The organism is Micromonospora tarapacensis (assembly GCF_019697375.1).
Taxonomy (GTDB): domain Bacteria; phylum Actinomycetota; class Actinomycetes; order Mycobacteriales; family Micromonosporaceae; genus Micromonospora; species Micromonospora tarapacensis.
Genome location: NZ_JAHCDI010000004.1, coordinates 4,280,137 through 4,302,969 on the forward strand (window position 1 = coordinate 4,280,137; position 22,833 = coordinate 4,302,969).

The 22,833-nt window shown below is 70.8% G+C and carries 19 protein-coding genes and 1 pseudogene; 8 read left to right on the forward strand and 12 right to left on the reverse strand.

Going from position 1 to position 22,833, the window contains the following annotated elements; genetic code table 11:
• Positions 1–282 precede the first annotated feature (282 nt).
• Positions 283–2,793 (reverse strand): bifunctional FO biosynthesis protein CofGH, encoded by a 2,511-nt coding sequence (locus tag KIF24_RS25415; RefSeq protein ID WP_221086182.1) that lies wholly within the window; start codon positions 2,791–2,793, stop codon positions 283–285.
• Between the two features lie 76 nt (positions 2,794–2,869).
• Positions 2,870–3,697, reverse strand: coding sequence for a hypothetical protein (locus KIF24_RS25420; protein WP_221086183.1), 828 nt, complete (start codon positions 3,695–3,697; stop codon positions 2,870–2,872).
• A gap of 98 nt (positions 3,698–3,795) precedes the next feature.
• Between KIF24_RS25420 and cofD the strand changes: the two genes are divergently transcribed.
• Both cofD and KIF24_RS25430 read left to right on the forward strand, forming a co-directional pair.
• The gene (gene cofD, locus KIF24_RS25425) at positions 3,796–4,797 is read left to right on the forward strand and encodes a 2-phospho-L-lactate transferase (protein ID WP_221086184.1); all 1,002 of its coding nucleotides are present in this window, start codon (positions 3,796–3,798) and stop codon (positions 4,795–4,797) included.
• Positions 4,794–5,881: pseudogene (locus KIF24_RS25430) on the forward strand (coenzyme F420-0:L-glutamate ligase). The gene cofD and the pseudogene KIF24_RS25430 overlap by 4 nt, the downstream one beginning before the upstream one ends.
• Before the next feature lie 37 nt (positions 5,882–5,918).
• On the opposite strand, the gene KIF24_RS35210 reads toward KIF24_RS25430, so the two are convergent.
• Positions 5,919–6,908: a winged helix-turn-helix domain-containing protein gene (locus KIF24_RS35210; RefSeq protein WP_221086185.1), complete on the reverse strand. Its 990-nt coding sequence runs from the start codon at positions 6,906–6,908 to the stop codon at positions 5,919–5,921.
• A 362-nt stretch (positions 6,909–7,270) separates the two neighbouring features.
• On the opposite strand from KIF24_RS35210, the gene KIF24_RS25440 reads away from it, so the two are divergent.
• The gene (locus KIF24_RS25440) at positions 7,271–7,846 is read left to right on the forward strand and encodes an NUDIX hydrolase (RefSeq protein ID WP_221087547.1); all 576 of its coding nucleotides are present in this window, start codon (positions 7,271–7,273) and stop codon (positions 7,844–7,846) included.
• Here the strand turns inward: KIF24_RS25440 and KIF24_RS25445 are convergent.
• A complete protein-coding gene (locus KIF24_RS25445) occupies positions 7,815–8,906 on the reverse strand; it encodes a mannose-1-phosphate guanylyltransferase (RefSeq protein WP_221086186.1) in 1,092 nt (363 codons plus the stop codon). The two genes, KIF24_RS25440 and KIF24_RS25445, sit on opposite strands and share 32 nt — an antisense overlap.
• 49 nt (positions 8,907–8,955) lie before the next feature.
• Positions 8,956–10,101 (reverse strand): glycosyltransferase family 4 protein, encoded by a 1,146-nt coding sequence (locus tag KIF24_RS25450; protein ID WP_221086187.1) that lies wholly within the window; start codon positions 10,099–10,101, stop codon positions 8,956–8,958.
• 150 nt (positions 10,102–10,251) lie between these two features.
• Here KIF24_RS25450 and KIF24_RS25455 point away from each other — a divergent pair, with 150 nt between their 5' ends.
• Positions 10,252–10,989 (forward strand): TIGR03089 family protein, encoded by a 738-nt coding sequence (locus tag KIF24_RS25455; RefSeq protein WP_221086188.1) that lies wholly within the window; start codon positions 10,252–10,254, stop codon positions 10,987–10,989.
• A gap of 91 nt (positions 10,990–11,080) precedes the next feature.
• Here KIF24_RS25455 and KIF24_RS25460 read toward each other — a convergent pair whose 3' ends face one another.
• Together KIF24_RS25460 and KIF24_RS25465 are read right to left on the reverse strand one after the other, a co-directional pair.
• Positions 11,081–13,051, reverse strand: coding sequence for an acetoacetate--CoA ligase (locus tag KIF24_RS25460; RefSeq protein ID WP_221086189.1), 1,971 nt, complete (start codon positions 13,049–13,051; stop codon positions 11,081–11,083).
• A gap of 201 nt (positions 13,052–13,252) precedes the next feature.
• Positions 13,253–13,774 carry an acyl-CoA thioesterase gene (locus KIF24_RS25465; protein WP_221086190.1) on the reverse strand — a complete coding sequence of 174 codons (522 nt, stop codon included), beginning with the start codon at positions 13,772–13,774 and terminating at the stop codon, positions 13,253–13,255.
• Between the two features lie 23 nt (positions 13,775–13,797).
• Here KIF24_RS25465 and KIF24_RS25470 point away from each other — a divergent pair, with 23 nt between their 5' ends.
• The gene (locus KIF24_RS25470) at positions 13,798–14,451 is read left to right on the forward strand and encodes a hypothetical protein (protein WP_221086191.1); all 654 of its coding nucleotides are present in this window, start codon (positions 13,798–13,800) and stop codon (positions 14,449–14,451) included.
• Between the two features lie 273 nt (positions 14,452–14,724).
• Here the strand turns inward: KIF24_RS25470 and KIF24_RS25475 are convergent, their stop codons facing one another.
• From KIF24_RS25475 to KIF24_RS25495, 5 genes are read right to left on the reverse strand one after another with little or no spacing between them, the layout of a single operon-like run.
• Positions 14,725–16,449 carry an AMP-binding protein gene (locus KIF24_RS25475; RefSeq protein ID WP_221086192.1) on the reverse strand — a complete coding sequence of 575 codons (1,725 nt, stop codon included), beginning with the start codon at positions 16,447–16,449 and terminating at the stop codon, positions 14,725–14,727.
• Positions 16,446–16,721, reverse strand: coding sequence for an acyl carrier protein (locus KIF24_RS33440; protein WP_221086193.1), 276 nt, complete (start codon positions 16,719–16,721; stop codon positions 16,446–16,448). The genes KIF24_RS25475 and KIF24_RS33440 overlap by 4 nt, the downstream gene beginning before the upstream one ends.
• Positions 16,708–17,328: a hypothetical protein gene (locus KIF24_RS25485; protein WP_221086194.1), complete on the reverse strand. Its 621-nt coding sequence runs from the start codon at positions 17,326–17,328 to the stop codon at positions 16,708–16,710. Before KIF24_RS25485 ends, KIF24_RS33440 begins: the two co-directional genes overlap by 14 nt.
• Positions 17,325–18,338 carry a nucleotidyltransferase family protein gene (locus KIF24_RS25490; protein ID WP_221086195.1) on the reverse strand — a complete coding sequence of 338 codons (1,014 nt, stop codon included), beginning with the start codon at positions 18,336–18,338 and terminating at the stop codon, positions 17,325–17,327. Before KIF24_RS25490 ends, KIF24_RS25485 begins: the two co-directional genes overlap by 4 nt.
• The gene (locus KIF24_RS25495) at positions 18,325–19,968 is read right to left on the reverse strand and encodes a condensation domain-containing protein (protein WP_221086196.1); all 1,644 of its coding nucleotides are present in this window, start codon (positions 19,966–19,968) and stop codon (positions 18,325–18,327) included. Before KIF24_RS25495 ends, KIF24_RS25490 begins: the two co-directional genes overlap by 14 nt.
• Before the next feature lie 219 nt (positions 19,969–20,187).
• Here KIF24_RS25495 and KIF24_RS25500 point away from each other — a divergent pair, with 219 nt between their 5' ends.
• From KIF24_RS25500 to KIF24_RS25510, 3 genes are read left to right on the forward strand one after another with little or no spacing between them, the layout of a single operon-like run.
• Positions 20,188–21,162, forward strand: coding sequence for an ABC transporter ATP-binding protein (locus KIF24_RS25500; RefSeq protein ID WP_230415894.1), 975 nt, complete (start codon positions 20,188–20,190; stop codon positions 21,160–21,162).
• A complete protein-coding gene (locus tag KIF24_RS25505) occupies positions 21,159–22,001 on the forward strand; it encodes an ABC transporter permease (protein ID WP_221086198.1) in 843 nt (280 codons plus the stop codon). Before KIF24_RS25500 ends, KIF24_RS25505 begins: the two co-directional genes overlap by 4 nt.
• The gene (locus KIF24_RS25510) at positions 21,991–22,794 is read left to right on the forward strand and encodes an ABC transporter permease (protein WP_221086199.1); all 804 of its coding nucleotides are present in this window, start codon (positions 21,991–21,993) and stop codon (positions 22,792–22,794) included. Before KIF24_RS25505 ends, KIF24_RS25510 begins: the two co-directional genes overlap by 11 nt.
• Positions 22,795–22,833 lie beyond the last annotated feature (39 nt).

A 22,833-nucleotide genomic window follows, 5' to 3' on the forward strand; every position in this document is an offset into this window, starting at 1 on the left:
CACGCTCCCGGACGGCCGTCCGGACCACCCGGCCTCGTCCTGCCCTATCGATTCAGACCCCGATCGAGTAACGCCCTCCCCGGCGAGTTGCCCGAGTTTTCTCCCGTGGCGCGGTAGGCGCCGCAGGGGTGACCGAGGTCCGCGCCCACCGCGGAACCCACCCGTCACGATTGGTTGATCTTGACTCGCAAGGTTAGCCCGAGTTCTCCCACCCCGCCCGTCGGTGGCGCAACGACGACCGCGTCCCGTCCACATTGTGGACGGGACGCGGTCGACTGTGGACTAGGCGGCGAGGTGGCCGTACGCGGTGGTTCGCCGACGCGCCGGCCGGCCCGCCGCCGCCGCGATCGCCCGCAGCTGCTCCTCGGTCCGCGCCGACCCGTTGCCGGAGCCCGCCATCCGGGAGATGGTCTCCTCCATCAGGGTGCCGCCCAGGTCGTTGCAGCCACCACGCAGCATCTCCACCGTGCCCGTGTCGCCCAGCTTCACCCAGGAGCACTGGATGTTGTCGATCCGGCCGTGCAGCAGCACCCGTGCCATCGCGTGCACCACCCGGTTCTCCCGCCAGGTCGGCCCGGGCCGGGCGATGCCGGCAAGATAGATCGGGGCGTTGGTGTGCACGAACGGCAGCGCCACGAACTCGGTGAAGCCGCCAGTGCGGTCCTGCACGCCGGCCAGCACCCGGAAGTGCGCCAGCCACTGTCCAGGGTGGTCGACGTGGCCGTACATCATGGTCGAGCTGGACCGGACGCCCAGCTCGTGGGCCGCGCTGACCACCTCCACCCAGGCGGCGGTCGGCAGCTTGCCCTTGGTCAGCACCCAGCGGACCTCGTCGTCGAGGATCTCCGCCGCGGTGCCCGGAATGGTGTCCAGCCCCGCGTCACGCAACCCGGTCAGCCACTCCCGCACCGGCACGCCCGCCTTGGCGGCGGCGGTCACGATCTCCATCGGCGAGAAGGCGTGCACGTGCATCTGCGGCACCCGCGTCTTGATCGCCCGGACCAGGTCGGCGTAGATGGTCACCGGCAGCTTCGGATCGATGCCACCCTGTAGGCAGACCTCGCCGGCGCCGGCCTCCCACGCCTCCTGCGCCCGGTCGGCGACCTGCTCCACCGACAGCCGGTACGCGTCGGCGTCGCGTTCCCGCTGAGCGAAGGCGCAGAACCGGCAGCCCACGTAGCAGACGTTGCTGAAGTTGATATTGCGGTTGACCACATAGGTGACGTCGTCGCCGACGGCCGCCCTCCGCAGCTCGTCGGCGGTGCGGCACAGCTCCTCCAGCGCCGGCCCGTCCGCGGCGAACAGCGCCAGCGCGGCGTCGAGGTGCCGGGGCTCCAGCAGGGCCGCCGGGTCGACCGCGGCCAGCCGCAACCCCGCCCGCAGGTCGGCATCACCGGAACCGGGGGTGGCCTGCCGGCCGACCTTCGCGGCCACCTCCGACCAGTCACCGTAGACCTGGTCGAAGTCGCCCCGCCGGTCCGCCGTACGTCCGGTGGTGTCGATGGTGGCGTGCAGGTCGCTGCGCCCGCCGTGGATCTCGTCGGGCTCCTGCCACGGCCGGCCCTGCGGGCGGGCCGACTCCACGGCCAGCCCGGTCCGCGGATCCGCCAGCGCGGCCACGTGCGGCAGCAGGCGCGGATCCAGCCACGGCTCGCCGGCCGTCACGTACTCCGGGTAGACGGTCAGTCGTTCCCGCAGCGTGAAGCCGGCCGCCGCGGTATGCGCGGCCAACTCGTCCAGCTGCGGCCAGGGGCGCTCCGGGTTGACATGGTCCGGGGTCACCGGGGACACCCCGCCCCAGTCGTCGATGCCCGCCCGCAGCAGCAGGTCGTACTCGCCGGCGATCAGGTTGGGCGGCGCCTGGATGCGGGCCTTCGGCCCGAGCAGCAGCCGAGCCACCGCCACGGTGGCCGCCAGGTCGTGCAGCTCCGCGTCGGGCATCCCGCGCATCGCGGTGTCCGGCTTGGCGCGGAAGTTCTGCACGATCACCTCCTGGAGGTGGCCGTACTCCCGGTGCGTCCGCCGCATCGCGAAGATCGCGTCGACCCGCTCGGCGAGGGTCTCGCCGATGCCGATCAGGATGCCCGTGGTGAACGGCACGCCGACCCGCCCGGCGTCGTCCAGCACCCGCAACCGCACCGCCGGTTCCTTGTCCGGCGAGCCGTGGTGCGGGCCACCCGGCTCGGACCAGAGCCGGGTCGCGGTGGTCTCCAGCATCATCCCCATGCTCGGCGCGACCGGCTTGAGTCGTTGCAGCTCCGACCAGGAGAGCACGCCCGGATTGAGGTGCGGCAGCAGGCCGGTCTCCTCCAGTACCGCCACCGCGCAGGCACGCAGGTAGTCCAGGGTGGACTCGTAGCCGCGTTCGTCCAGCCACTGCCGGGCCGCCGGCCAGCGGGCCTCCGGCCGGTCACCGAGGGTGAACAGCGCCTCCTTGCAACCCTGTGCCGCACCGGCCCGGGCGATGGCCAGCACCTCGTCGCGGTCGAGAAAGGCCGCCGGCAGCCGGTGCGGCACCGTGGCGAACGTGCAGTAGTGGCAGCGGTCCCGGCACAGCCGGGTCAGCGGGATGAAGACCTTCTTCGAGTACGTCACCACGCCGGGCCGGCCGGCGTCCCGCAGACCCGCGTCGCGGACCGCCCCGGCGACGCCGAGCAACTCTTCCAGCGCCGCGCCCCGGGCGGTCAGCAGCGCGGACGCCTCGTCGACGTCGAGCGCCCGGCCGGCGGCGGCCCGACCCAACGCCCGCCGGACGGCCGCGTCGCCCGGCCCAGGCTCGCTCCGATCAACCATCCGCTCAGCCTATGCGCTGCCGCTCGCCCGGTCGCCGCCCCGGGGGCAACCGCACGCGCGACCCTCGCTCGGCCGCTCAACCGGGATTGTCACCCGGATCGATGCGCTGGGTGCGATCGGCGTCGCCGTCGCTCGGTCGCGGAACGGCCTGGGTCGGCTCGGCGCCCTGACGCGGGATGCTCTGGGTCGGGTCGGCCGACGGTGGCTGCCCGAACGGCGGTGCGGCCGACGGGGGCGGTGCGGCCGGCCGCGGTGGCACCGCCGGTTGGCCGTGCGGCGGCCAGGTGTGCGGGGATGCCGGCGGCCCGCCCGCCGGGGGCGCCTGACCCGCCACCGGCCACCCCGGCTGTCCGGGCTGTCCGGGCTGCGACCAGCCCGGCTGCGGCGTGCCGTACAGGCCGGGCTCCGCCTTCGGCCGGGGCACGTGATAGAGCCGCTGCCAGACGCTCCACACCAGGTACGCCGCCGCCGCGAACATCGCCACCCAGGCGGCTCGGGTGAGCACGCCGGTCATGGCGTCGAAGATCTGCGCCTCGGCCAGCCGCCCGACCGTCCAGATCAACAGGGTCAACCCGCCGAGCACGGCGCTGGCGGCGTACTCGCCCAACGCCGCCTGAGTGATCAGTTTCGCCCGCGGCACGACCGGGGCCAGGTGCGTGGCCAGCAGCACGGCCAACACCGGCAGGACGACCGCCTCCACCCCGATGAAGGCGAAGAACGAACTGGCCGCACGCCCGGTCACGGTGCTGTAGGCGCCCTGCGGGGTCAGCAGCCGGATCAGCCCGACGAAGAGGAAGACGGCGTTCGCGCCGAGGAGCACGACGGCGACGAGTTCACGCAGCGCCCCGGTCACCTCACGGGCCGGGGTCGGGTCGGTGGGTGGGGGCTCGGCGGGGCTGGTCACGAACTCTCCCTGCGGGCGAAAGCGGACAGATGCCGACGTGAGCCTAGTCTCCCCGGGCACCCCGGTGCCGGAGGCGTCACGTAGGCGAGGATGGGCGGATGCGCATCGTGGTTCTGACCGGCGGAATCGGCGGTGCCCGGTTCCTGCTCGGGGTGCGGGCGTACGCCCGCGAGTTGGGTGCCGAGGTGACCGCCGTGGTCAACGTCGGCGACGACCTACGCCTGCACGGACTCCGGATCTGTCCGGACCTGGACAGCGTGCTGTACACCCTCGGCGGCGGCGCCGACCCGCAGCGGGGTTGGGGCCGGGCCGGCGAGACGTGGACGGTCAAGGCGGAACTGGCCGCCTACGGGGCCGAACCGACCTGGTTCGGGTTGGGCGACAAGGACATCGCCACCCACCTGGTCCGCACCACCATGCTGGACGCCGGCTATCCGCTGCACCAGGTCACCGACGCGCTGGCGGCGCGCTGGCAACCCGGCGTACGCCTGCTGCCGGCGACCGACGACCGGCTGGAGACACACGCGGTGGTGAGCGGGAGGGGTGAGCCGGCGAGCCCCGCAGTCGCGGACAGCGCCGGCACTGCCGACGCTGACGGCGGGCAGCGGGCGATCCACTTCCAGGAGTGGTGGGTACGGCACCGGGCGCAGGTGCCGACCCACCGGTTCGTCTTCGTCGGCGCGGAGTCGGCCAAGCCCGCGCCCGGCGTGACGGAGGCGATCGCCGAGGCGGACGTGGTGCTCGTGGCGCCGAGCAACCCGGTGGTCAGCATCGCACCGATCCTGGCCGTGCCGGGCCTGCGGGAGGCGGTGGCGGACGGCCCCGCCCCGGTGGTGGGCGTGTCGCCGATCATCGGCGGCGCGCCGGTCCGCGGCATGGCCGACCGTTGCCTGGCGGTGGTCGGCGTCGAGTGCAGCGCGGCCGGAGTCGGCGGGCTGTACGGGAGCCGCACCACCGGCGGCCTGCTCGACGGCTGGCTGGTGGCCGAGGAGGATGCTGGCACCGTGGTGCCGGACGTGATCGTCCGCGCGGTGCCACTGCGGATGACCGACGAGGCGGCGACGGTGGCGATGGTCCGCGCCGCGGTGGAGTTGACGTGAGACTGGAGATCCTGCCGGTACCCGGCATCGGGCACGTGACCGAGGGCGACGACCTGACCGCGCTGATCGGGGGCGCGGCGCCCTGGTTGCGCGACGGCGACGTGCTGGTGGTGACCAGCAAGATCGTTTCCAAGGCCGAGGGACGGTTGGTGGACGTCCCGGCGGACGGCCCCGACCGGCAGGCGGCCCGGGACGAGGTGCTGGCCGCCGAGACCGTGCGGGTGGTCGCGGCCCGGGGCGCCACCCAGATCGTGCAGACCCGCCACGGGTTCGTGATGGCCTCGGCCGGGATCGACGCCTCCAACGTCGACAAGACCCGGCTGGTGCTGCTTCCGGAGGATCCGGACGCCTCGGCGCGGGCGCTGCGCGCCGGCCTGCGCGAGCGGTACGGCGTGGACGTGGCCGTGGTGGTCAGCGACACCATGGGCCGCCCCTGGCGCAACGGGCTGACCGACGTCGCACTCGGCGTCGCCGGGATGGACGCCATCCGCGACCACCGGGGCGAGGTCGACCCGTACGGCAACGAGCTGGTGCTCACCCAGATGGCCGTGGTCGACGAGCTGGCCGCGGCCGGCGAGCTGATCAAGGGCAAGTGCGACCAGATGCCGGTGGCGGTGATTCGCGGCTATTTGTCCGCGCCGCTGCCCGATGACGGTGCCGGGGCACAGGTCCTGGTCCGGGATGCCTCGATGGACCTGTTCTCGCTCGGCACGGCCGAGGCGAGGGCGTCCGGGTTCGCCGCCGCAGCCACCCTGCCGGACCAGCCGGGGAGCGTCGCGCCCGACCCGGCGGCGGTCGACCGGGCGATCGCCGCGGTCTCCGACGTGATCGCTCCCGGCACGGTCTTCACCCAGGTCACCGATGACGACGTACGCTCCGGGCTGGTCGGTATCGTGCCCGGCTGGCAGGCCCCCGCCACCGGCCTGGTGCTCTGCTCCCCGCCCACCCCGGTGGGGCCGGTCCAGTTGGTCCGCTTCGGCACCGACGTCCAGCGCCTGCGCACCGCCCTCGCGGCCCAGGGCGTCCCCTCCCAACTTCTCCCCCGCCCGCCGGCACCACCGCCGCCGCCACCCTCGCCCTCTGACAGCCCCACCCGCCTCGCACCCCGCCCACCCGCCGGGTCAGGCGTTGAGGACGGCGCGGCCGAGGGGGGTCAGGGTGTGCAGGACCGTGTTGCGGTCGCGGTGACTGACCAGCATGCCCGCGTTGCGCAGCACGGTGGTGTGCTGGCTGGCCGCGGCCGGTGAGATTTGCAGCCGGCGGGCCAGCTCACCGGTGGTACAGCCGTCGTCGCTGGCGGCGAGGACACCCGCCCGGGTGCGACCGAGCAACGCGGCCAGGGCCTCCCCGCCCGCACCGGCCGGGCCGCCCCCGTCAGAGGTGAGTCCACCCAACCGGTCCACCGGGTAGACGAGCACCGGGGGCAGTTCCGGATCAAGGAGCGCGACGGGCGTGTTCGCGCAGAAGAACGACGGCACCAGCAGCAGCCCGCGACCCCGCAGGTGCAGCTCGCGCGTGCTCGGGTAGGCGGGGATCTCCAGCACGCCCGACTCCCAGCGCCACCCCGGACGCAGGGTGGTGAGCAGCGCCTCGATGCCACCGTCGAGCATGGCCCGCGCCCGCCGGACCCGGTCCGCCTCCACCGCCCCCTGGACCCGCGCCCAGTAGGGACCCAGGGCCAACTCGCGGTAACGACCCATCGTCTCGGTCAGGTGCGCCAGGGCGTCCGGCTCACCCCGGGCGAGGGCGGCGGCACCGGCGGGCAGGCTCCGGCTGTTGGCGAGCAGTGTCAGGTCGCGTTGCAGCAGCGCGATCGGGGTACGCCGCAACGCCGCCATGCCCGCCTCGAAACCGTGCACGCTCTCGTAGGGGGTGAGGAAGTCCGGAAAGTAGCCGCGCGGCGGGCTCAACGCGGACAGCAACCGCAGGGCATCGGCATCCGCCTGCCGGCGCAGCCCACGCGAGACCTCGCGTCGCCACCCGGCCAGCAGCGGGTCACGGCTGCGTCCGGGCAACAGGTGCAGGCTCAGCACCACTTCCCAGACCGGATCAGCCGCCGGAGCCACCCGGGTCCGGAGGATGTCCTCGCCGGAGAAATGGATCTTCAGCATGGAGCGGCTCCCCGTCGCCCTGCTGAGGGGCACCGGGCGACCCTGGAACTCTACCCAACCGTGCCGGCCTCGGGCTGTTAAGCCTCCGCTGAAAGACCTCGACGCCCGCCGCCCGGGTCCGCCATGCTTCCGATGCAACAGGGGGCGACCCATGTCGACCGTGTCGGCCCCTGCGATGCCCGGGTCCGGGACGGGCAGACGGGCGGCACCATACGAGGGTCTGCGGCTCACGAATTCCGCAGGGGGTGCCGCCCGCTCACCGGCCCGGCCCGCTCACCGGCCCACCGCACCGCCCCCGCAGCTCGGCCACGTCCGTACGCTGGGGCGGCGACGAGAGGAGGGCCGCATTGTCGACGCCTCGAATGGTGGCAGGCTGGACGGCGCTGCATGCCGACGCGGTGGCGGTGCTCACCGGTTGGACGCCGACCGCCCCGGACGCCGCGTCCGCCCGCGAGAGCACCCTCGACCTGCTACGCGCCGGTCCGGCCGCGATGCGCCGCGAGCACCGGGCCGGCCACGTCACCGCCAGCGCGCTGGTGTTCGACGCGACCGGTGCCCAGGTGCTGCTCTGCCTGCACGGCAAGTTACGCAAATGGGTCCAGTTGGGCGGGCACTGCGAGCCGGGTGACCGGACGCTGTCCGGGGCGGCGCTGCGCGAGACCACCGAGGAGTCGGGCATCGCCGGGCTGCGGATCGATCCGGTGCCGATCGACGTGGACGTGCACGCGGTGGGGTGCCAGGGCGGGTCGCTGCACCATGACGTGCGCTTCGCCGTGTTCGCCCCGCCCGGGGCGGTGGAACGGGTCAGCGAGGAATCCGAGGCGCTGGGGTGGTTCCCGCCGGACCGGCTGCCGCAGCCGCTGGCCGGCGGGACGGCCCGGCTCGTCGCGCCGGGCCGGGCGGCCTTCAGACGAGCTTGTCCTCACCCCGTGCCTTGAGTTCGTCCACGATCGACTTGACGTCCTGGGCGCGGTTGCGTGGGCAGACCAGCAACGCGTCCGGGGTGTCGACCACGATCAGGTCACGCAGGCCGACGCAGGCCACCAGCCGGCCCGACTGCGGGACCACCACCATGCCGCTGCTGTCGCGCAGCAGCACGTCGGCCTTGGCGTCGCCGCCGAGCGCCACGTTGCCGTCGGCGTCCGCCGGCAGCACCTCGCCGAGCGTGTGGAAGTCGCCCACATCGTTCCACCGGAAGTCGCCCGGCACGGTCGCCACCCGACCGGCGCCCGCCGCGCCCTCCATCACCGCGTAGTCGACCGAGATCTTCGGCAGCGTCGGCCAGACCGCCCCGAGCACGTCGTCCTGTTCCTCGGTGCCCCACGCCGCCGCGATCGTGGTCACCCCGGCGTGCAGGGCGGACTGCTGACGGGCCAGTTCGGCGAGGAACGCCGACACCCGCCAGACGAACATGCCGGCGTTCCAGAGGTACCGGCCGGACCGCAGGTACGCCTCGGCCACCTCCGCGCTCGGCTTCTCCTTGAACTCGACGACCGGACGCATCGGCCCCTCGCCGACCGGCTCACCGGTCTGGAGGTATCCGAAGCCGGTCTCCGGCCGGGTCGGGGTGATCCCGACGGTCATCAGCAGCCCCTGCTCCGCACCCCGGACCGCCTCCTGGACCGTGGCCACCCACCGCTGCGGATCTCCGATCAGGTGATCGGCGGCGAACGAGCCCATGACCGCGTCCGGGTCGCGTACGGCGATCACCGCCGCGGCCAGCGCGATGGCGGCGCAGGAGTCCCGTGGCGAGGGCTCGACGAGAATGTTCTCCTCCGGCAGACCGGCCAGCTGACGGGCCACGGCCGCGGCGTGCGCGGCGCCCGTGACCACCATGGTGCGGGCCGGAGTGGTCAGCGGCCCGAGCCGCTCCACGGTCGCCTGGAGCAGCGAGGCGGGGGTGCCGGTGAGCGGGTGGAGGAACTTGGGATGGCCGGCACGGGACAGCGGCCACAACCTCGTGCCGCTGCCACCCGCCGGAATGACGACATAGATCACTAGGACATCATGCCCGAACCGCCCGGACCGGACGCCAAGGTTGCCGGCCTCAGGCCCGCGCCCGGGCCCAGGCCGCGACGTGCACCTCGGCGCTCGACTCCCAGGTGAACTCCTTGGCCCGGTCGAAGCCGGCCTTGGCCAGCGACAGCCGGCGCGGCTCGTCGTCGAGCAGCGCGGCCAGGTCGGCGGCGATCTGATCCGGATCCTCGCTGGTGTAGGCGACCGCGTCGCCGCCCACCTCCGGCAGCGACAGCCGGGGCGTGGTGAGCACCGGGGCGGCGCACGCCATCGCTTCCAGGATCGGCAACCCGAACCCCTCGCCGTACGACGGGTAGGCGGCGACCAGCGCCCCGCCGAGGAAGCCGGGCAGGTCGGCGTAGCGCAGGTAGCCGGGGCGCAGCAACCGCAGGTGCGTCGGCGCCTCGGCCACCGCCCGGTCGATGTCGTCGTCGTGCCCCTGACCGCCGGCCACCACCAGCGCGGGCGGATCCTGCCGGTCGGCGACCGCCCGGGCCCAGCCGCGGATCAGGTTCGGCACGTTCTTGCGAGGCTCCTTGGCGCCGAGAAACGCGACGTAGCTGTTGCCGGCGAGCCCCAACCGGGCGCGTACCCGGGCCTTCTCCTCGTCACTGGGAGCGTGGAAGGCGGCCTGGTCGACGCCGTGGTAAGCCACGTCGATCCGGGTCGGGTCGGCGTCCAGCAGCCGGATCAGCTCGTCACGGGTCGCCTTGCTGGGCACGATCACCCGGTCGGCACGGCGCAACGAGGTCTTGATGGCACTGCGGAAGAACGTCCGGCGGGACTTGTCGTAGTGCTCCGGTTCGGTGAAGAACGTCGCGTCGTGCACGGTCACCGTGACCGGGGAACCGGCCCGCAGCGGGCAGGTGTAGAAGGGCGAGTGCAGCACCTGCGCGCCCACCTGCTGGGCGAGCAGGGGCAGACCGGTCTGCTCCCAGGCGAGCCGGGCCGGCCGGTGCGCGACCGCGGCGGGGGCGGGAACGATCTCCGCGCCGGGCAGCATCCTGCGGTAGCGCTCCAGATCCGTGCGGAGGCTGACCACGACCAGATCCACCGCCGATCCGCACACCTTGCCCAGGGCGCCGAGCAGGCCATCGACGTATCTACCGACGCCGCCGCGGTCGGCGGGGACACTCGTGGCGTCGATGAGCACGCGGGGCGGGCGACCGGCGGTCACGGGGCGACTCCTTGCGGTGGCGGGACTGTGGGGAACGACACTCGGGCAAGCCTACGCCGGAGCCAGCTGGGCACGCTGACTGCGACCCGACGGTACGCCGACTTGTCACTGTCATCGAGTACGGCCGTCGGGCGCGTATCGTTCGCGCCGATGGCCGACAACATTGCCCGGGTGTTCGCCGACGCGATCGCGCCCGACCCGACCCGACCGTTGCTGACCTGGTACGACGACGCGTCCGGCGAGCGCACCGAACTTTCCGGTGCGACGCTGGCGAACTGGGTGGCCAAGACGGCCAACCTGCTCGTCGACGAACTCGCCCTCGGGCCCGGGGGCACCGCGGCGGTGCTGCTACCGCCGCACTGGCAGAGCGCTGCCGTGCTGCTCGGCTGCTGGTCGGCCGGTTTGACGGTCCGGGTGGCCGGGTTGCCGGCTGCGGAACGGCCGGGCGAGGTGGACGTCCTCTTCGCCGCCGCCGACCACGTCGCCGAGGCGGACGCCTGGTCGGCGGACGACCGCTACGCGCTGGCGCTGCACCCGTTCGCGTTGCCGCTGCGGGAGGTACCGGCGGGCTTCGCCGACTACGTCACCGAGGTACGCGCCCACGGCGACCACTTCACGGCGTACCCGCCGGGCGGTCCCGACCACGCCGCGCTGCGCACCCGGGCCACCGCCCGGGCCACCGAACTCGGGATCGTCCCGGGCGACCGGCTCCTCGTGGACGTCGACCGGCACCCGGACCCGCTCGACTGGCTGCTGGCCCCGCTCAGCGCCGGCACCACCCTGGTGCTCTGCGCCCGCCAGGACCCGGCCCGCCTACCCGACCGCCAGTCAGCGGAGAAGGTCACCCGCACCCTCCCTGAGCCCCCACCCCCCGCCCTCGCGATCTAGCGGTTCCCGTCCCCACAATTGGGATATAAACCCCGAAGCGGCGGCAAAAGTGTAAGATCGCGGAGGTCCGGCGAGGGGCGTGCAAGAGCGGCTAGGGCGTGGGGCGGTGTCGGGCCAGGGTGGCGAATGCGGTCAGGGACTCGGGATTGGCGAGGGCGCCCTTGGCGGCAGCCCGGTCGACCGGGGTGCCGGTGAGGATCTTCTTCACCGGCACCTCCAGCTTCTTCGCCGACAGGGTGCGTGGGACCGCGCGGACCTGGTGGATCTCGTCAGGGACGTGCCGGGGTGACAACGCGGTACGCAGCTCGCGACAGATCTTCTTCCGCAGCTCGTCGCCGAGGGACAGTCCCTCGGCGAGCACCACGAAAAGCAGCAGCTCACCAGCGCCACCCTCGTCGTCCTCCAGGTGCACCACCACCGAGTCGACGACCTCGTCCAGACCTTCCACGACCGAGTAGAACTCGGCGGTGCCGAGCCGCACGCCGCCCCGGTTGAGGGTGGCGTCGGAGCGGCCGGTGATGACGCACCCGCCCCGGGAGCTGATGGTGATCCAGTCCCCGTGCCGCCACACCCCGGGATACACGTCGAAGTACGCCTCCCGGTAGCGCACGCCCTCCGGGTCGTTCCAGAAGCCCACGGGCATGCTCGGCATCGGCTCGGTGATCACCAGCTCGCCCAGTTCACCGATCACCGCGGTGCCGTCCGCCGAGCGGGCCTCAACCTTGGCGCCCAGGGCCCGGCAGGTGATCTCACCGGCGTGCACCGGCAGCAGCGGGACACCACCGACGAAACCGGTGCAGACGTCGGTGCCGCCGGAGAGCGACTGGAGCTGCAGGTTACCGCCCACCGCGTCGTACACCCAGGTGAAGCCCTCGGCGGGCAGTGGTGCGCCGGTGGAGCCGAGCCCGCGCAGCGCGGAGAGGTCGGCGATCTCACGCGGGACCAGCCCGGCCTTGCGGCAGGCCAGCAGGAACGGCGCGGAGGTGCCGAAGTACGTGGTGCCGGTCTGCTCGGCCAGCCGCCACATCGCGCCCAGGTCGGGGTGGCCGGGGTTGCCGTCGAACAGCACGATCGCCGCGCCCACCGCCGGCCCGGAGACCAGGAAGTTCCACATCATCCAGCCGGTGGTGGTGAACCAGAAGAAGCGGTCCGTCGGGCCCAGGTCGTGATGCAGGGCGAGCATCTTCAGGTGCTCCAGCAGGATGCCGCCGTGTCCGTGCACGATGGGCTTGGGCAGCCCGGTGGTGCCGGAGGAGTAGAGCACGTACAGCGGATGGCCGAACGGCACCGGGGTGAAGCCCAGCGGTTCGTCGGTCTCGGCCGCCAGCGCCGCCCAGGCGAGCGCCTCGTCGGGCAGCGAACCGTCGGGGTCGAGGTAGGGGATCGAGACGGTGTGCCGCAGCGACGGCAGCGCGGCCCGGATCGCGGCCACCTCGGCGCGCCGGTCCACCGGCTTGTCGCCGTAGCGGTAGCCGTCGACGGCGACCAGGATCTTCGGCTCGATCTGCTGCCACCGGTCGGTCACGCTGCGGGTGCCGAACTCCGGCGCGCAGGAGGAGAAGATGGCACCGAGGCTGGCGGTGGCCAGCATCAGCACGTACGTCTCCGGGATGTTCGGCGCGTACGCGGCCACCCGGTCGCCGGTGGTGACGCCGAGCCGGCGCAGCCCGGCGGCGACCCGGCGGACCTGCTCGCGCAGCTGCCCGGCGGTGAGGGTGACCGGAGGCCGGGTCTGCCCGTGCGCCACGACCACCGGCTCGTCGTCGGCCCGGCCCGGCATCCGCAGCACGTTCTCGGCATAGTTCAGGGTGGCGCCGGGGAACCATCGGGCGCCCGGCATCTCCCGCTCGGCCAGAGTGGCGGTCGGCGGGGTGTGCGCGACGACGCCGAAGTGGTCCCAGATCGACCGCCAGAAGGCGTCCAGGTCGGTGACCGACCACCGCCACAGCGCGTCGTAGTCGGCGAACGTCAGCCCCCGATGCTCGGCGAGCCAACGCAGGTAAGCCCCGATCCGTGACCGCTGGAGCACGTCCGCCGGTGGCGTCCACAGCACGTCCGTCACTGGTCCACTCCTCCCCTGGCCCGGCACGACGCTGTGCGGTGGGCCGTGGCGCCATCTTGCCCTACCTCGAAGCGCCATTCTCCGCACCCGAGCCCGGTGGGCGCATGTGCCCAACCCACATCCCCGAGCACTGACCGGTGTGGCCGTGACGCGGGAACGAGGCGCCCGGTCGACGCCCGAGCCAGGCCGCCGGGGCGGTCCTCAGGGCTCGCTGCGTGCCGCCTGGATCGCGCGGCGGCGGGCCAGCCGGTGGGCGCGACGGATCTCCGCCTCGCGCCAGCGTCGCTTGTCGTCCGGCGTCTCCGGCAGCACCGGCCGCACCGGCCGGGGCGCACCACCCACCTCGACGCCGACGAAGACGAGGTACGCCGTCGCCACCCGCACCGGCAACTCGTCGGCCGAGTCCCAACGTTCGGCCATGACCCGTACGCCGACCTCCATCGAGGTCTGCCCGGTCCAGTTCACCTGGGCGTACGCGTGCACCAGATCACCCACCCGGACCGCCTCGGAGAAGACGATCTCGTCGATCGCGGCGGTCACCGCCGTACCGCCACTGTGCCGTGCCGCCGCCGCACCGGCCACGTCGTCGACGAACTTCATCAGCACCCCGCCGTGCACCGTTCCGTACAGGTTGACGTCGACTGCCGTCATGATCCGACTGAGGGTTACCCGGGAGTACGAGGTCGGCTTGCCCGGCAGGGCGGTGGCGGGGTGCTCGGTCATGTCGGAAACGGTACGGTGCGCGGATGCGACATCTGTGGAGCTTCCTCGCAGGGCTGGTGGTGGTGCCGGTCACCTGGGTGCTGGTCGCCCTGGGGCAGGACGGGTCGACCAGCACCGTCGACCGGTGGGTCGAGATCGGCACATCCAACACGGCCAACCTCATCGAACCGGCCGTTTACCTCGCTGTCGGCGGCATCGTGCTGGGCCTGCTCGGCACGCTGCGCATCTCACCGCTCGGTCCGCTGGTGGCCGGGCTGCTGCTGGTCACCCCGTACGTCGGACTCTTCATCGCGCCGTTTCGGGTACGCGAACGCATCCCGTCCGGGTGGGAGTTCCTCGGCGACCCGCTGCCACTGGGGTTGCCCGTGGAGAACGGAACGCTCTTCCTGATCGGCGCGCTGCTGCTGGTCGCGACGTTCAGCGGGCAACGCTGGCGGCGCTGGCCGGCTCCGGTGACCGAGCCGGCGCCGGCGATGACCGACGGACCGGCCACCGACCCGACGCTGACCGAGTGGCCGTCGGCCGGGTCGGCGGAAGGGGAGACCGAGCCGCTGAGCCTGGGCTATCCGGATCCGGACCAGACGCCGACCGAGCCGCTGCCCCGCCGTACCGGAGGTGGGTCGCCCTGGTCGGCGCCGCCGGGCAACCTGCCCCGGCGCGACGACGCCGCCAGCTGACCCGGCAACCCGATCGTCGTCTCCGCCCGGCGTCCGCCGGGCGGAGACGACGGTGGCGTCCCGAGACCGGCAGTGTCACCAGCACGCCGGTGCGGGGTCCAGGACACCGCGTCAACCGGTCACAGTTCGATCAGGTCCGCGATGCGGTCAGCGATCGTGAGAGCCGTCAGGTGCGTGTTGGCTCTGATCTGCGTCGACAGATGGTCGGTCAACCCCTGACCGGACTCCGGGCAGGCCGATCAGGAGTCTGGCTGGTGCGAGGGCCGGAAACGTTCACCGTGGCTGCGTCGGGAGAAGTGGCAGGCGACCGCTGGAGTACCGGCGGCGTACCTCCGAGCGGCGGACCTTACCGCTCGTCGTGACGGGGAGTGCCCCGTGTCGGACGAATTCCACGTCGGTGAGGTAGAGGTCGATTGAGCGTGCCACGGCTCGCTTCACCGCGAGGGACAACCGCGCCAACCTCGGTGGCGAAGCGTCGACCTCCGCGGCGATCTCCGCGATGAGCCGGACCTTCGAGACCTCGCCGGTGTCGCCAGCGGTTTCCTCGACGAAGGCCGCGACCCGGCCACCGCGAACCTCGGGCACCGCCAGACACGCTGCCGCGATGTCCTCGGCGAAGTAGTTGCGACCGTTCAGGACGAGTGTGTCATCAACCCGCCCGAGCACGAAAAGCTGGCCATCCCAGAGAAAGCCCAGGTCACCGGTGGCGTACCAGTCATCGGCCGCGACCCGGTTCGGTCGCACGGTGCCGTCCGAATCCCAGTACCCGGGGGACATCTGAGGCCCCTGCACCAGCACCTGTCCGATGTGCCCCTGCGTCTCCTGTCCGCTGATTCGCACCTCAGTCCCCGGAAGGGGGGTACCGGACGCGAGCAGCCACACCGTGCTGGCCGGTTCGGCAGCGTGCTCCGCGCGCACGACCTGACCGCCGTTGAGCGCGTCACGCCGCACCGCGATACGCCGCGGGCGTTCCGTCGGCGTACACGTCGTGACAGTAAGTGTCGCCTCGGCCAGGCCGTACGAGGGGCAGAACGCCGTCCTGGCGAACCTCGCCGGGGCGAAATGTTCGGTGAAGCGGTCCTCCGTACTGGATCGGACCACTTCGCCCGCATTACGCGCCACTCGCCAGCGCTGGAGGTCCAGGCGTTCTACCAGCTCCGACGACACCTTCCGGACGCACAATTCGTATCCGAAGTTCGGCGAGCTGGCCAGGGTGCCGCCGCACTCGTCGATCGCTGTCAGCCAGCTCATCGGTTCGCGGACGAAGTCCTCGGGTCGCAGCAGGACGGTGCCGTACCCGCTGTACAACGGGCGCAGCACCGCCGTCACCAGCCCCATGTCGTGGTATAGCGGCACCCAGGAGACCGCCACGTCGGCCGGGGACTCCTGGTAGGCGGCCGCAGCCTGCCCGCACTGTGCCCGCAGCGCATCCTCGCGGACCACCACGCCTCGTGGATTCCCGGTAGATCCGGAGGTGAACTGCAGCAGTGCGACCGCATCGGGATGGTATGTCCGCCGCGGAGCAACCGCCGCCGCGCAGTGATCGGCAATGACCTCGGTGGTACCGATGACGCGGCATCGGTCATCCAGCTCGGACACCAGGCGAGCGACCTCCGCGACGTCGGCGTCCGCGGTGACTATCATCGCCGGTCGGCATGCCCGGATCATCCCGAGCAGGCGTCCCCGATGCGTCTCGGCGCGTCTGCCGGCCGGCGGCGGCGCAGGAACGGCGATGGCCCCGGCACCGCCACACGCCACGAGGAGGATCACGAAGGCCGCCTCGTTGGGGACCGCGATGATCACCCGATCGCCCTGGGCGACGCCGTTGTCGGCCAGGCCGGTGCAGGCCTGTCCGGCACGCTGAAGGAGCGTCGCCCAGTCGAGCCGCTCGGTAGGACCACCATCACGCCAGGTGACCACCGCCGTCGATGTCGGACTGCGACCGGCATGTCGCTCGACCCACTGGTACGGCGTCTGACCGGTAACGGTGTCGCTCATGACCCGGCTCGGGTCGAATTCCTCGCCGACAACGACTCCCCAATCGTCGTCGCGAACCCTGCGAAGTCGTCGGCCTCAAGGATCGCGTCAAGATCAGCATCGACGCCGAGGCGATCCGCGAGCCGGGCGGTGAGTTCCAACGCGTGCAGCGAATCACCCTGCAGGTCGAAGAAGTTGTCGGTCGCCTTGACCGGTTTCCCGAACACCTCGGTCGCGGCGACAAGAACCTCAGCGAGCAGGGCCTCGGGGGGCAGGGTCTCACCGCTCGGCACCGTCAGCTCCCAACCGCCTCACGGCATCGTCGCCCACGGCTTCGGCCTCGACCACCGCCATGACTTCGTCGTACCAATCCAGATGTTCGGCAGCCGCCGACTCGTCCCGCAGATACCACTTGTCGGACTGGGCAACGCCGAGGTCCTGCGCGACCTCACGCAGCAGCCGGAGGCTGTCCGCCCACGCACGGATGGTCGCCCCTCGGGATCCGACCGAGGTGACGCCGAGCCTCTCGCCGCAGAAGTCCAGCGTACGGTGAATATCGGCGACGAGTTCCGCAGCGTCGGTCGGTGCGGCGCGCAACCGCATCTCCCACACCTCAGCCGCACGATCGCCACTGACCCCTTCCAACGCCTCCAGGACGGCGATGGTGTGCTCGACGATGTCGTACGACTCGAGGTAGGGCACGCCGTTCTCACGTAGGAACAACTCGGCCGACAGGATGAGGACCTCCTGGCGCGCCCGCCACGCCAGCTCGAGCTGTCCGGCGCTGAGACCACCGTCCAGGTCGAACGCCTGCGTCATGACATCCAGGTGGAGGCCATTCACGCGCCGGGCGCTCCGGAGCCAGTCGACGAGCCGATCAGTCTTGACCTGCATGATCACACCCCTTCCCCGGCGCCGGCTTCCAGGAAGCCGGCCGACCGCAGCGGTGACATGAGGATCCACGCTCCGACCCGGACCTCCAGGACCGGCACCGACAGTTTCTCGGCGACGTCCTCGGTGGCCTGGGCCCAGGACGATCCGGCAGCGAGGCGCCGGCTGATCTCCGAGGCCACCCCGCGCGTCTGGGCGACCGACTCACCGGAGCGGATCAGGTAATCCGTCTCGGAACCACCCACATGCCGGACTCGGTCCGCCAACCGGTACGACCGCTCGTGCAGAGCAGCGATCAGCTCGGGGGACAGATCGAGCTTCGCGCGCAGCTCCGACATGCTCGCCGCTACGTCCACCGATGGCCGCAACCAGCCGTCGACCAGCTCGCGGTGCGCGTCCGATCCCCTCCTGAAGCGTCGTGCCGCCTTCTCACCGACCCACTTCAGCGACGGGTAGCCCTCCCCTTCGGCGGCCAGTGCGCTCGTCGCATACCAGAGCGCCGCCTCGTGCATGGAGAGTGCTGCCTGCCGGGACGGCCCGGTGGCCAGAAGACACGAGGCCCGGGCGAGATGTTCGAATGCCCTCAACAGCGCCCAGCGGGAGTACGCCAGACAGGCCTTCGGGCGCTGAAACGACCGGGACAGCTCCGCCACGTCGTCGTGAAGCACCACAGGTATTCCGATGGACAGGCGGTAGTACCTGTCGAAATCCTGGCTCGACGTGGTCAGCAGTGACGTCCAGGTGTGGCCGTTGATCCGGTCCGCCACCGAGGCCAGATAGCCGACCGCGAGATGTTCGCAGTCCACGTAGCGCGACTTCCGCAGCCCGATCGATGTGCTCCGACGTAACGAGCGCTTCGGATTGACGAGGTAGAGGTCGATGTCCGAGTTCGCGTTGCCGAAGCCTTCAATGATCGAGCCGGTGGCGATGCACGACACGTCCGGTGGCAGCTTCGTGACGATCTGGTTGATCTCAGAGATCACCTCGGCCGGCACTCCCACGTCCTCAATGGTCTTCATCAGCAGCCTCTCGTGTCCGAAGGGTGAACCGATGCGGGCGCATGGCCACCTTGCAGCCACGCAACGCCTCGATCACATCGGTGCCGGCCAGAGCACTGACGTCATAGCCGGGATCCGGGTCAGTCACCACCGCCACCAGGGCGGGCTGATCACCGCGAGCGTCTACCTCGACCCTCAGCGATACTCCCGGCAGCGCAGCACGCAGCCGTGCCGCGGTGCTCGGCAGGTGAATCCAACTGTGGTCGATCTGGGCCCATTCATCGGTGGCGCGGAACGGCTCGATACCGGCCCTCATGCCGAGAGCCTCGACGCCGAGGTCGGGCAGCAGCGCCGCGGTGACGAGGACCGTCTCGAACGCTCGCAGCCAGCGTTCGGCCTCGTCGCGGGTCACATAGGCGGTGTCCACGAGGGTCCGCACCGCCAGCATGTCGTCGAGGCGATCCAGGTAGCAGAACAACGTGCTAGTGCTGCGCTCGTCGCCACCCTGCCACTGGATCGAGGTCCGACCACATTCCTCCGTGATCCGTGCCGCCGTCGGTGCGTCGACCGAGACCGCCGAGAAAAGCCGGCTGTTCAGCCAGTACGAGAGGTCCAGCGGAAAGCCTCGTTCAGCCTCCACACGTCTGCGCACATCGACGAGGCCCTGGTGGGGAAATCTTCCGGTCATCGTGGCCTGGCGGACCGCGCCGGCGGACCGCCGCAGCAGGGTGTCGAAGTCGCTGTCGTCGACCGTCACGCAAGCCGGAACGTCCTGGGTCAGGGTACCCACCACGGTTGCGAAGGCCCGATCGGCCCGGTTGCCGACGCAGATCTGCAGATGGCCGCGGGCCAACCCGCTCACCCGAGCCAGGATCAACGAGAGGACGCCGTAGCCGACCGCCGTCTCGCTGACACCGTGCCGTTCGGCGAGATGGCTCAGGCACCACGCACCGGCTGACGTCTTGATCTCGACGTACTGGTATCGGGGGCGAAGCGGTTCTCTCGGCAGCCGCGGCAGCATGCTCTGCGGCATCTTCGCGAGATTGAGTTCGTGCCGACGCAGCGCACGTGCGCCTTCCCGTTGCCCGGCCTCGCTGCTCTCCCAGTCGCTCACGTCGACCGGGTGGACCGCAACGGGCTCTTCGCCGGAGAAGGTGACGAACAGTTGAAGGATGTGGCGCAGGTGCCAGACCAGCCACCGGGCCCCGAGGAAGTCCGACGCGAGGTGACTGAGCGCGAACAGAAGGAAGGCCGGCCCTTCCCGGTCAGCCATGATGCTCATGCGAATGGGCAGGTCCTCGGTGCCGAACTCGGCCGCTGCCAACTCCGCTGCCGACTCCTCCGCCAAGGCGAAGGTAACCGTCTCGACGGTGACGATGGGAACGTGCACGACCCCCTCGGCCAGGACACGCTGCTGGTCTTTGGGTGCGTCCGGGTTGAAAAGGGTCCGAACCGACTCGGAAGCCTCCATCATGGTCCGGATTCCGGACGCGACCTCCTCGGCCGTCACACCCGATCTGACTCGGCAGGCGAACCTGAGGTTGAGCCCGGTGTGATCGGGCCGGAGGTCTGCCATGAGCTGCGCTACCCGCTGCTGCCCCCAGGTCAGGTCAGCGGTCCGGCCCATCGGCGCGGAGAAGCGAATATCCACAAGCCTCCGTCCACAAGTTGCTGTGATCATGCACGGCGGTCAGTGTAATAGAACCACCCTCTCGTATCCTGGGATCAACGGGCAGAAGTACGTCGAGCGCGATGCGGAGGTTTGAGAGTCTTGGCCTGACGATCAAAATCGTGCATGCTTGCCCCCGTGACCTTGATCCAAGCTGTAGGGCTCCGGAAGGTGTTCCGTAAGCCGGAGAAGCTCCCCGGGTTGCGCGGATCCCTGCGGCATCTGGTCGAGCGCAAATACTCGGAACATGTTGCAGTGGACGACATCGATCTGTCCATCGCGCCGGGTGAGGCGGTCGCGTACGTCGGACCAAACGGAGCCGGCAAGTCGACCACGGTGAAGATGCTCTCCGGAATCTTGGTCCCGACCGCCGGACAGGTGCGCGTCGACGGCCTGGTGCCACACCGGGACCGGGTGGAAAACGCGCGCCGCGTCGGTGTCGTCTTCGGCCAACGCACGCAGCTGTGGTGGGACCTGCCCGTACGCGAGTCACTCGAACTGCTGCGCGACATGCACGGGATAGATCGCGCGCGGTACCAGGCGGGAATCGAACGCCTCGACAGCGTCCTGGGAATCGGCGAGCTGTTGCCGACGCCCGCCCGAAAGCTGTCGTTGGGTCAGCGCATGCGGGCCGACCTGGCCGCGGCGTTGATCCACGAGCCGCGAGTGGTCTATCTGGATGAGCCGACGATCGGCCTCGACATTTCGGTGAAGGATCGGGTGCGTTCCTTCGTTCGCCAGCTCGTGACCGATGGAACGACTGTCATGCTCACCACGCACGATCTCGCGGACATCGAGGAGATCTGCCAGCGGATTGTCATCATCGATGCGGGTCGGGTGGTCTACGACGGTGACCTGCGAACGGTCAAGGACCTCCATGTCCGCGAGCGGTCGATGTCCTTCGAACTCGCGACGAGCCTGTCCGACGCCGAGCGCGTCGCCGCGCGCCTGCCCGGAGCGCAGGTCCGGCTGGAGCCGAACGGTCGTGAGCTGACGGTGAGCTTCGACCGGGTCGCAACCGGGGCGAGGGAGGTGCTGTCCGCCGTGCTCGCCGAGGCGGAGATCCTCGACATGCACATCGAAGAGCCGGCCATCGAGACGGTCGTCCGGAAGGTCTATGCCGGGCAGCTACGCATGGAGCCCGGCAGTGTCCCGGGGCCGGAGTCCAAGCGATGACCGTGACCGCCGTCGACGCCGGTCCGTTACCGGCCGACAGCCGGACACGGCGGCTACGGGCCTACCGCAGCATGGCTCGGACCGCCCTGCGTAGCTTGCTCGCCTACCAGGCGAGCTTCCTGTTCGGCATGCTGGCATCGGCGTTCGCCGCGCTGTCCATGCTCTACCTCTGGCGGGCGGTGCTGGCCGCCGGGCCGCGGCACGGGTTCGACTGGCCACAGATGAAGGCATACCTGCTGGTCGCCTTCGTGGCCGGATCGCTCGTCTCCAGCTACACGGACTACCGGATGGCCAATCGCATCCGGCAGGGCGACGTGGCCGTCGATCTGGTCCGACCCGTCGACTACCAGTGGTCACGGTTCGCGGAAAGCGTGGGTTTCGCCGTGTACGAGGCCGCGACAGCCATCGTCGTCATGCTGGCGGCCGCTGCATTACTGGGTGGCGTACCGCCGCCGGATCCGGACACCTTAGGGCTGTTCGTCCTCTCCGCGTTGCTGGTTTTTCCGCTGCGTTTCGGGATCGTCTACCTCAGTGGCCTGCTGGTCTTCTGGACACAGAACTACGTGGGCGTGCAGGCCGCCCGGATCGCGCTCATCACGTTGCTCTCCGGGGCGCTCGTGCCGCTGGCCTTCCTGCCCGAATGGATCCAGGTAGCCAGCATGTACCTGCCGTTCACCGGCATGGCCGCCACCCCGGCGCTGCTCTACAGCGGTTCGCTCCACGGCACCGCCGCGATCACGCCGGTGGTCGTCCAGGCCGTCTGGGCGGTGGGACTGTGGTTACTGGCGCGCGGTATGTGGTCGGCCGCATGTCGAAAGCTGACGGTCCATGGTGGCTGAGGTGCGACGGACGCTGCGGTTGTACCGTCGACTGCTGGGTGCCCACATACGCGCCACGCTCGAGTACGAGGCGGATTTCTGGATTCTGAGTCTCGCCGCGGTGCTCGTGCAGGGCATCGGGGTGGTGTTCCTCTGGGCGATCTTCAACAGCATCCCTGAGATCAACGGGTGGCGATTCTGGGACGTCGTGCTCATCTATGCGCTGGTGGTCCTCGCGGAGGGTCTGAGCGTGCTGTTCGCTCAGGGCGCCTGGACGCTGGCGGTGACCGTGAACTTCGGCCAACTGGACGCGCTGCTGATGCGGCCGTTCCCACCGGTACTTCAGGTGCTGAGCTCCCAGGTGGGCATGAACGGCCTGGGCAACCTCGTCCTCGGCTCGGGTCTGTTGATCACCGCGGTGGGCCGTGTCGACGTGCATTGGAGTCCCGGCCGCATCGCACTCGGGGTACTGCTGGTGATCGCGGCGGCCGGCGTCAAGATCGGGCTGAACCTGCTGACGAACTGCGCGGCCTTCTGGCTGCGCTCGCCGTACTCGATGTTCGCCTTCTCGATGCACTCGTTCGGCGAACTCGCTCGTTTCCCGATCACGATTTATGGCCTGGGTGTCCGGATAGCCATCACCGCCGTCCTGCCCTACGCATTCATGAGCTACTACCCTGCCGCCGCCATTCTCTCCGATGGAACTGCACGCCTGCTGGGGCTGCTGACGCCGGTCGTGGCTCTGTACTGTCTCTGGCTCGGGACCACTGTGTTCCGGCACGGGCTCTCGCGGTACGAAAGTTCTGGTCATTGATGTCCAAAGGAACGGACACGCCCGGCAGGTACGCGCACC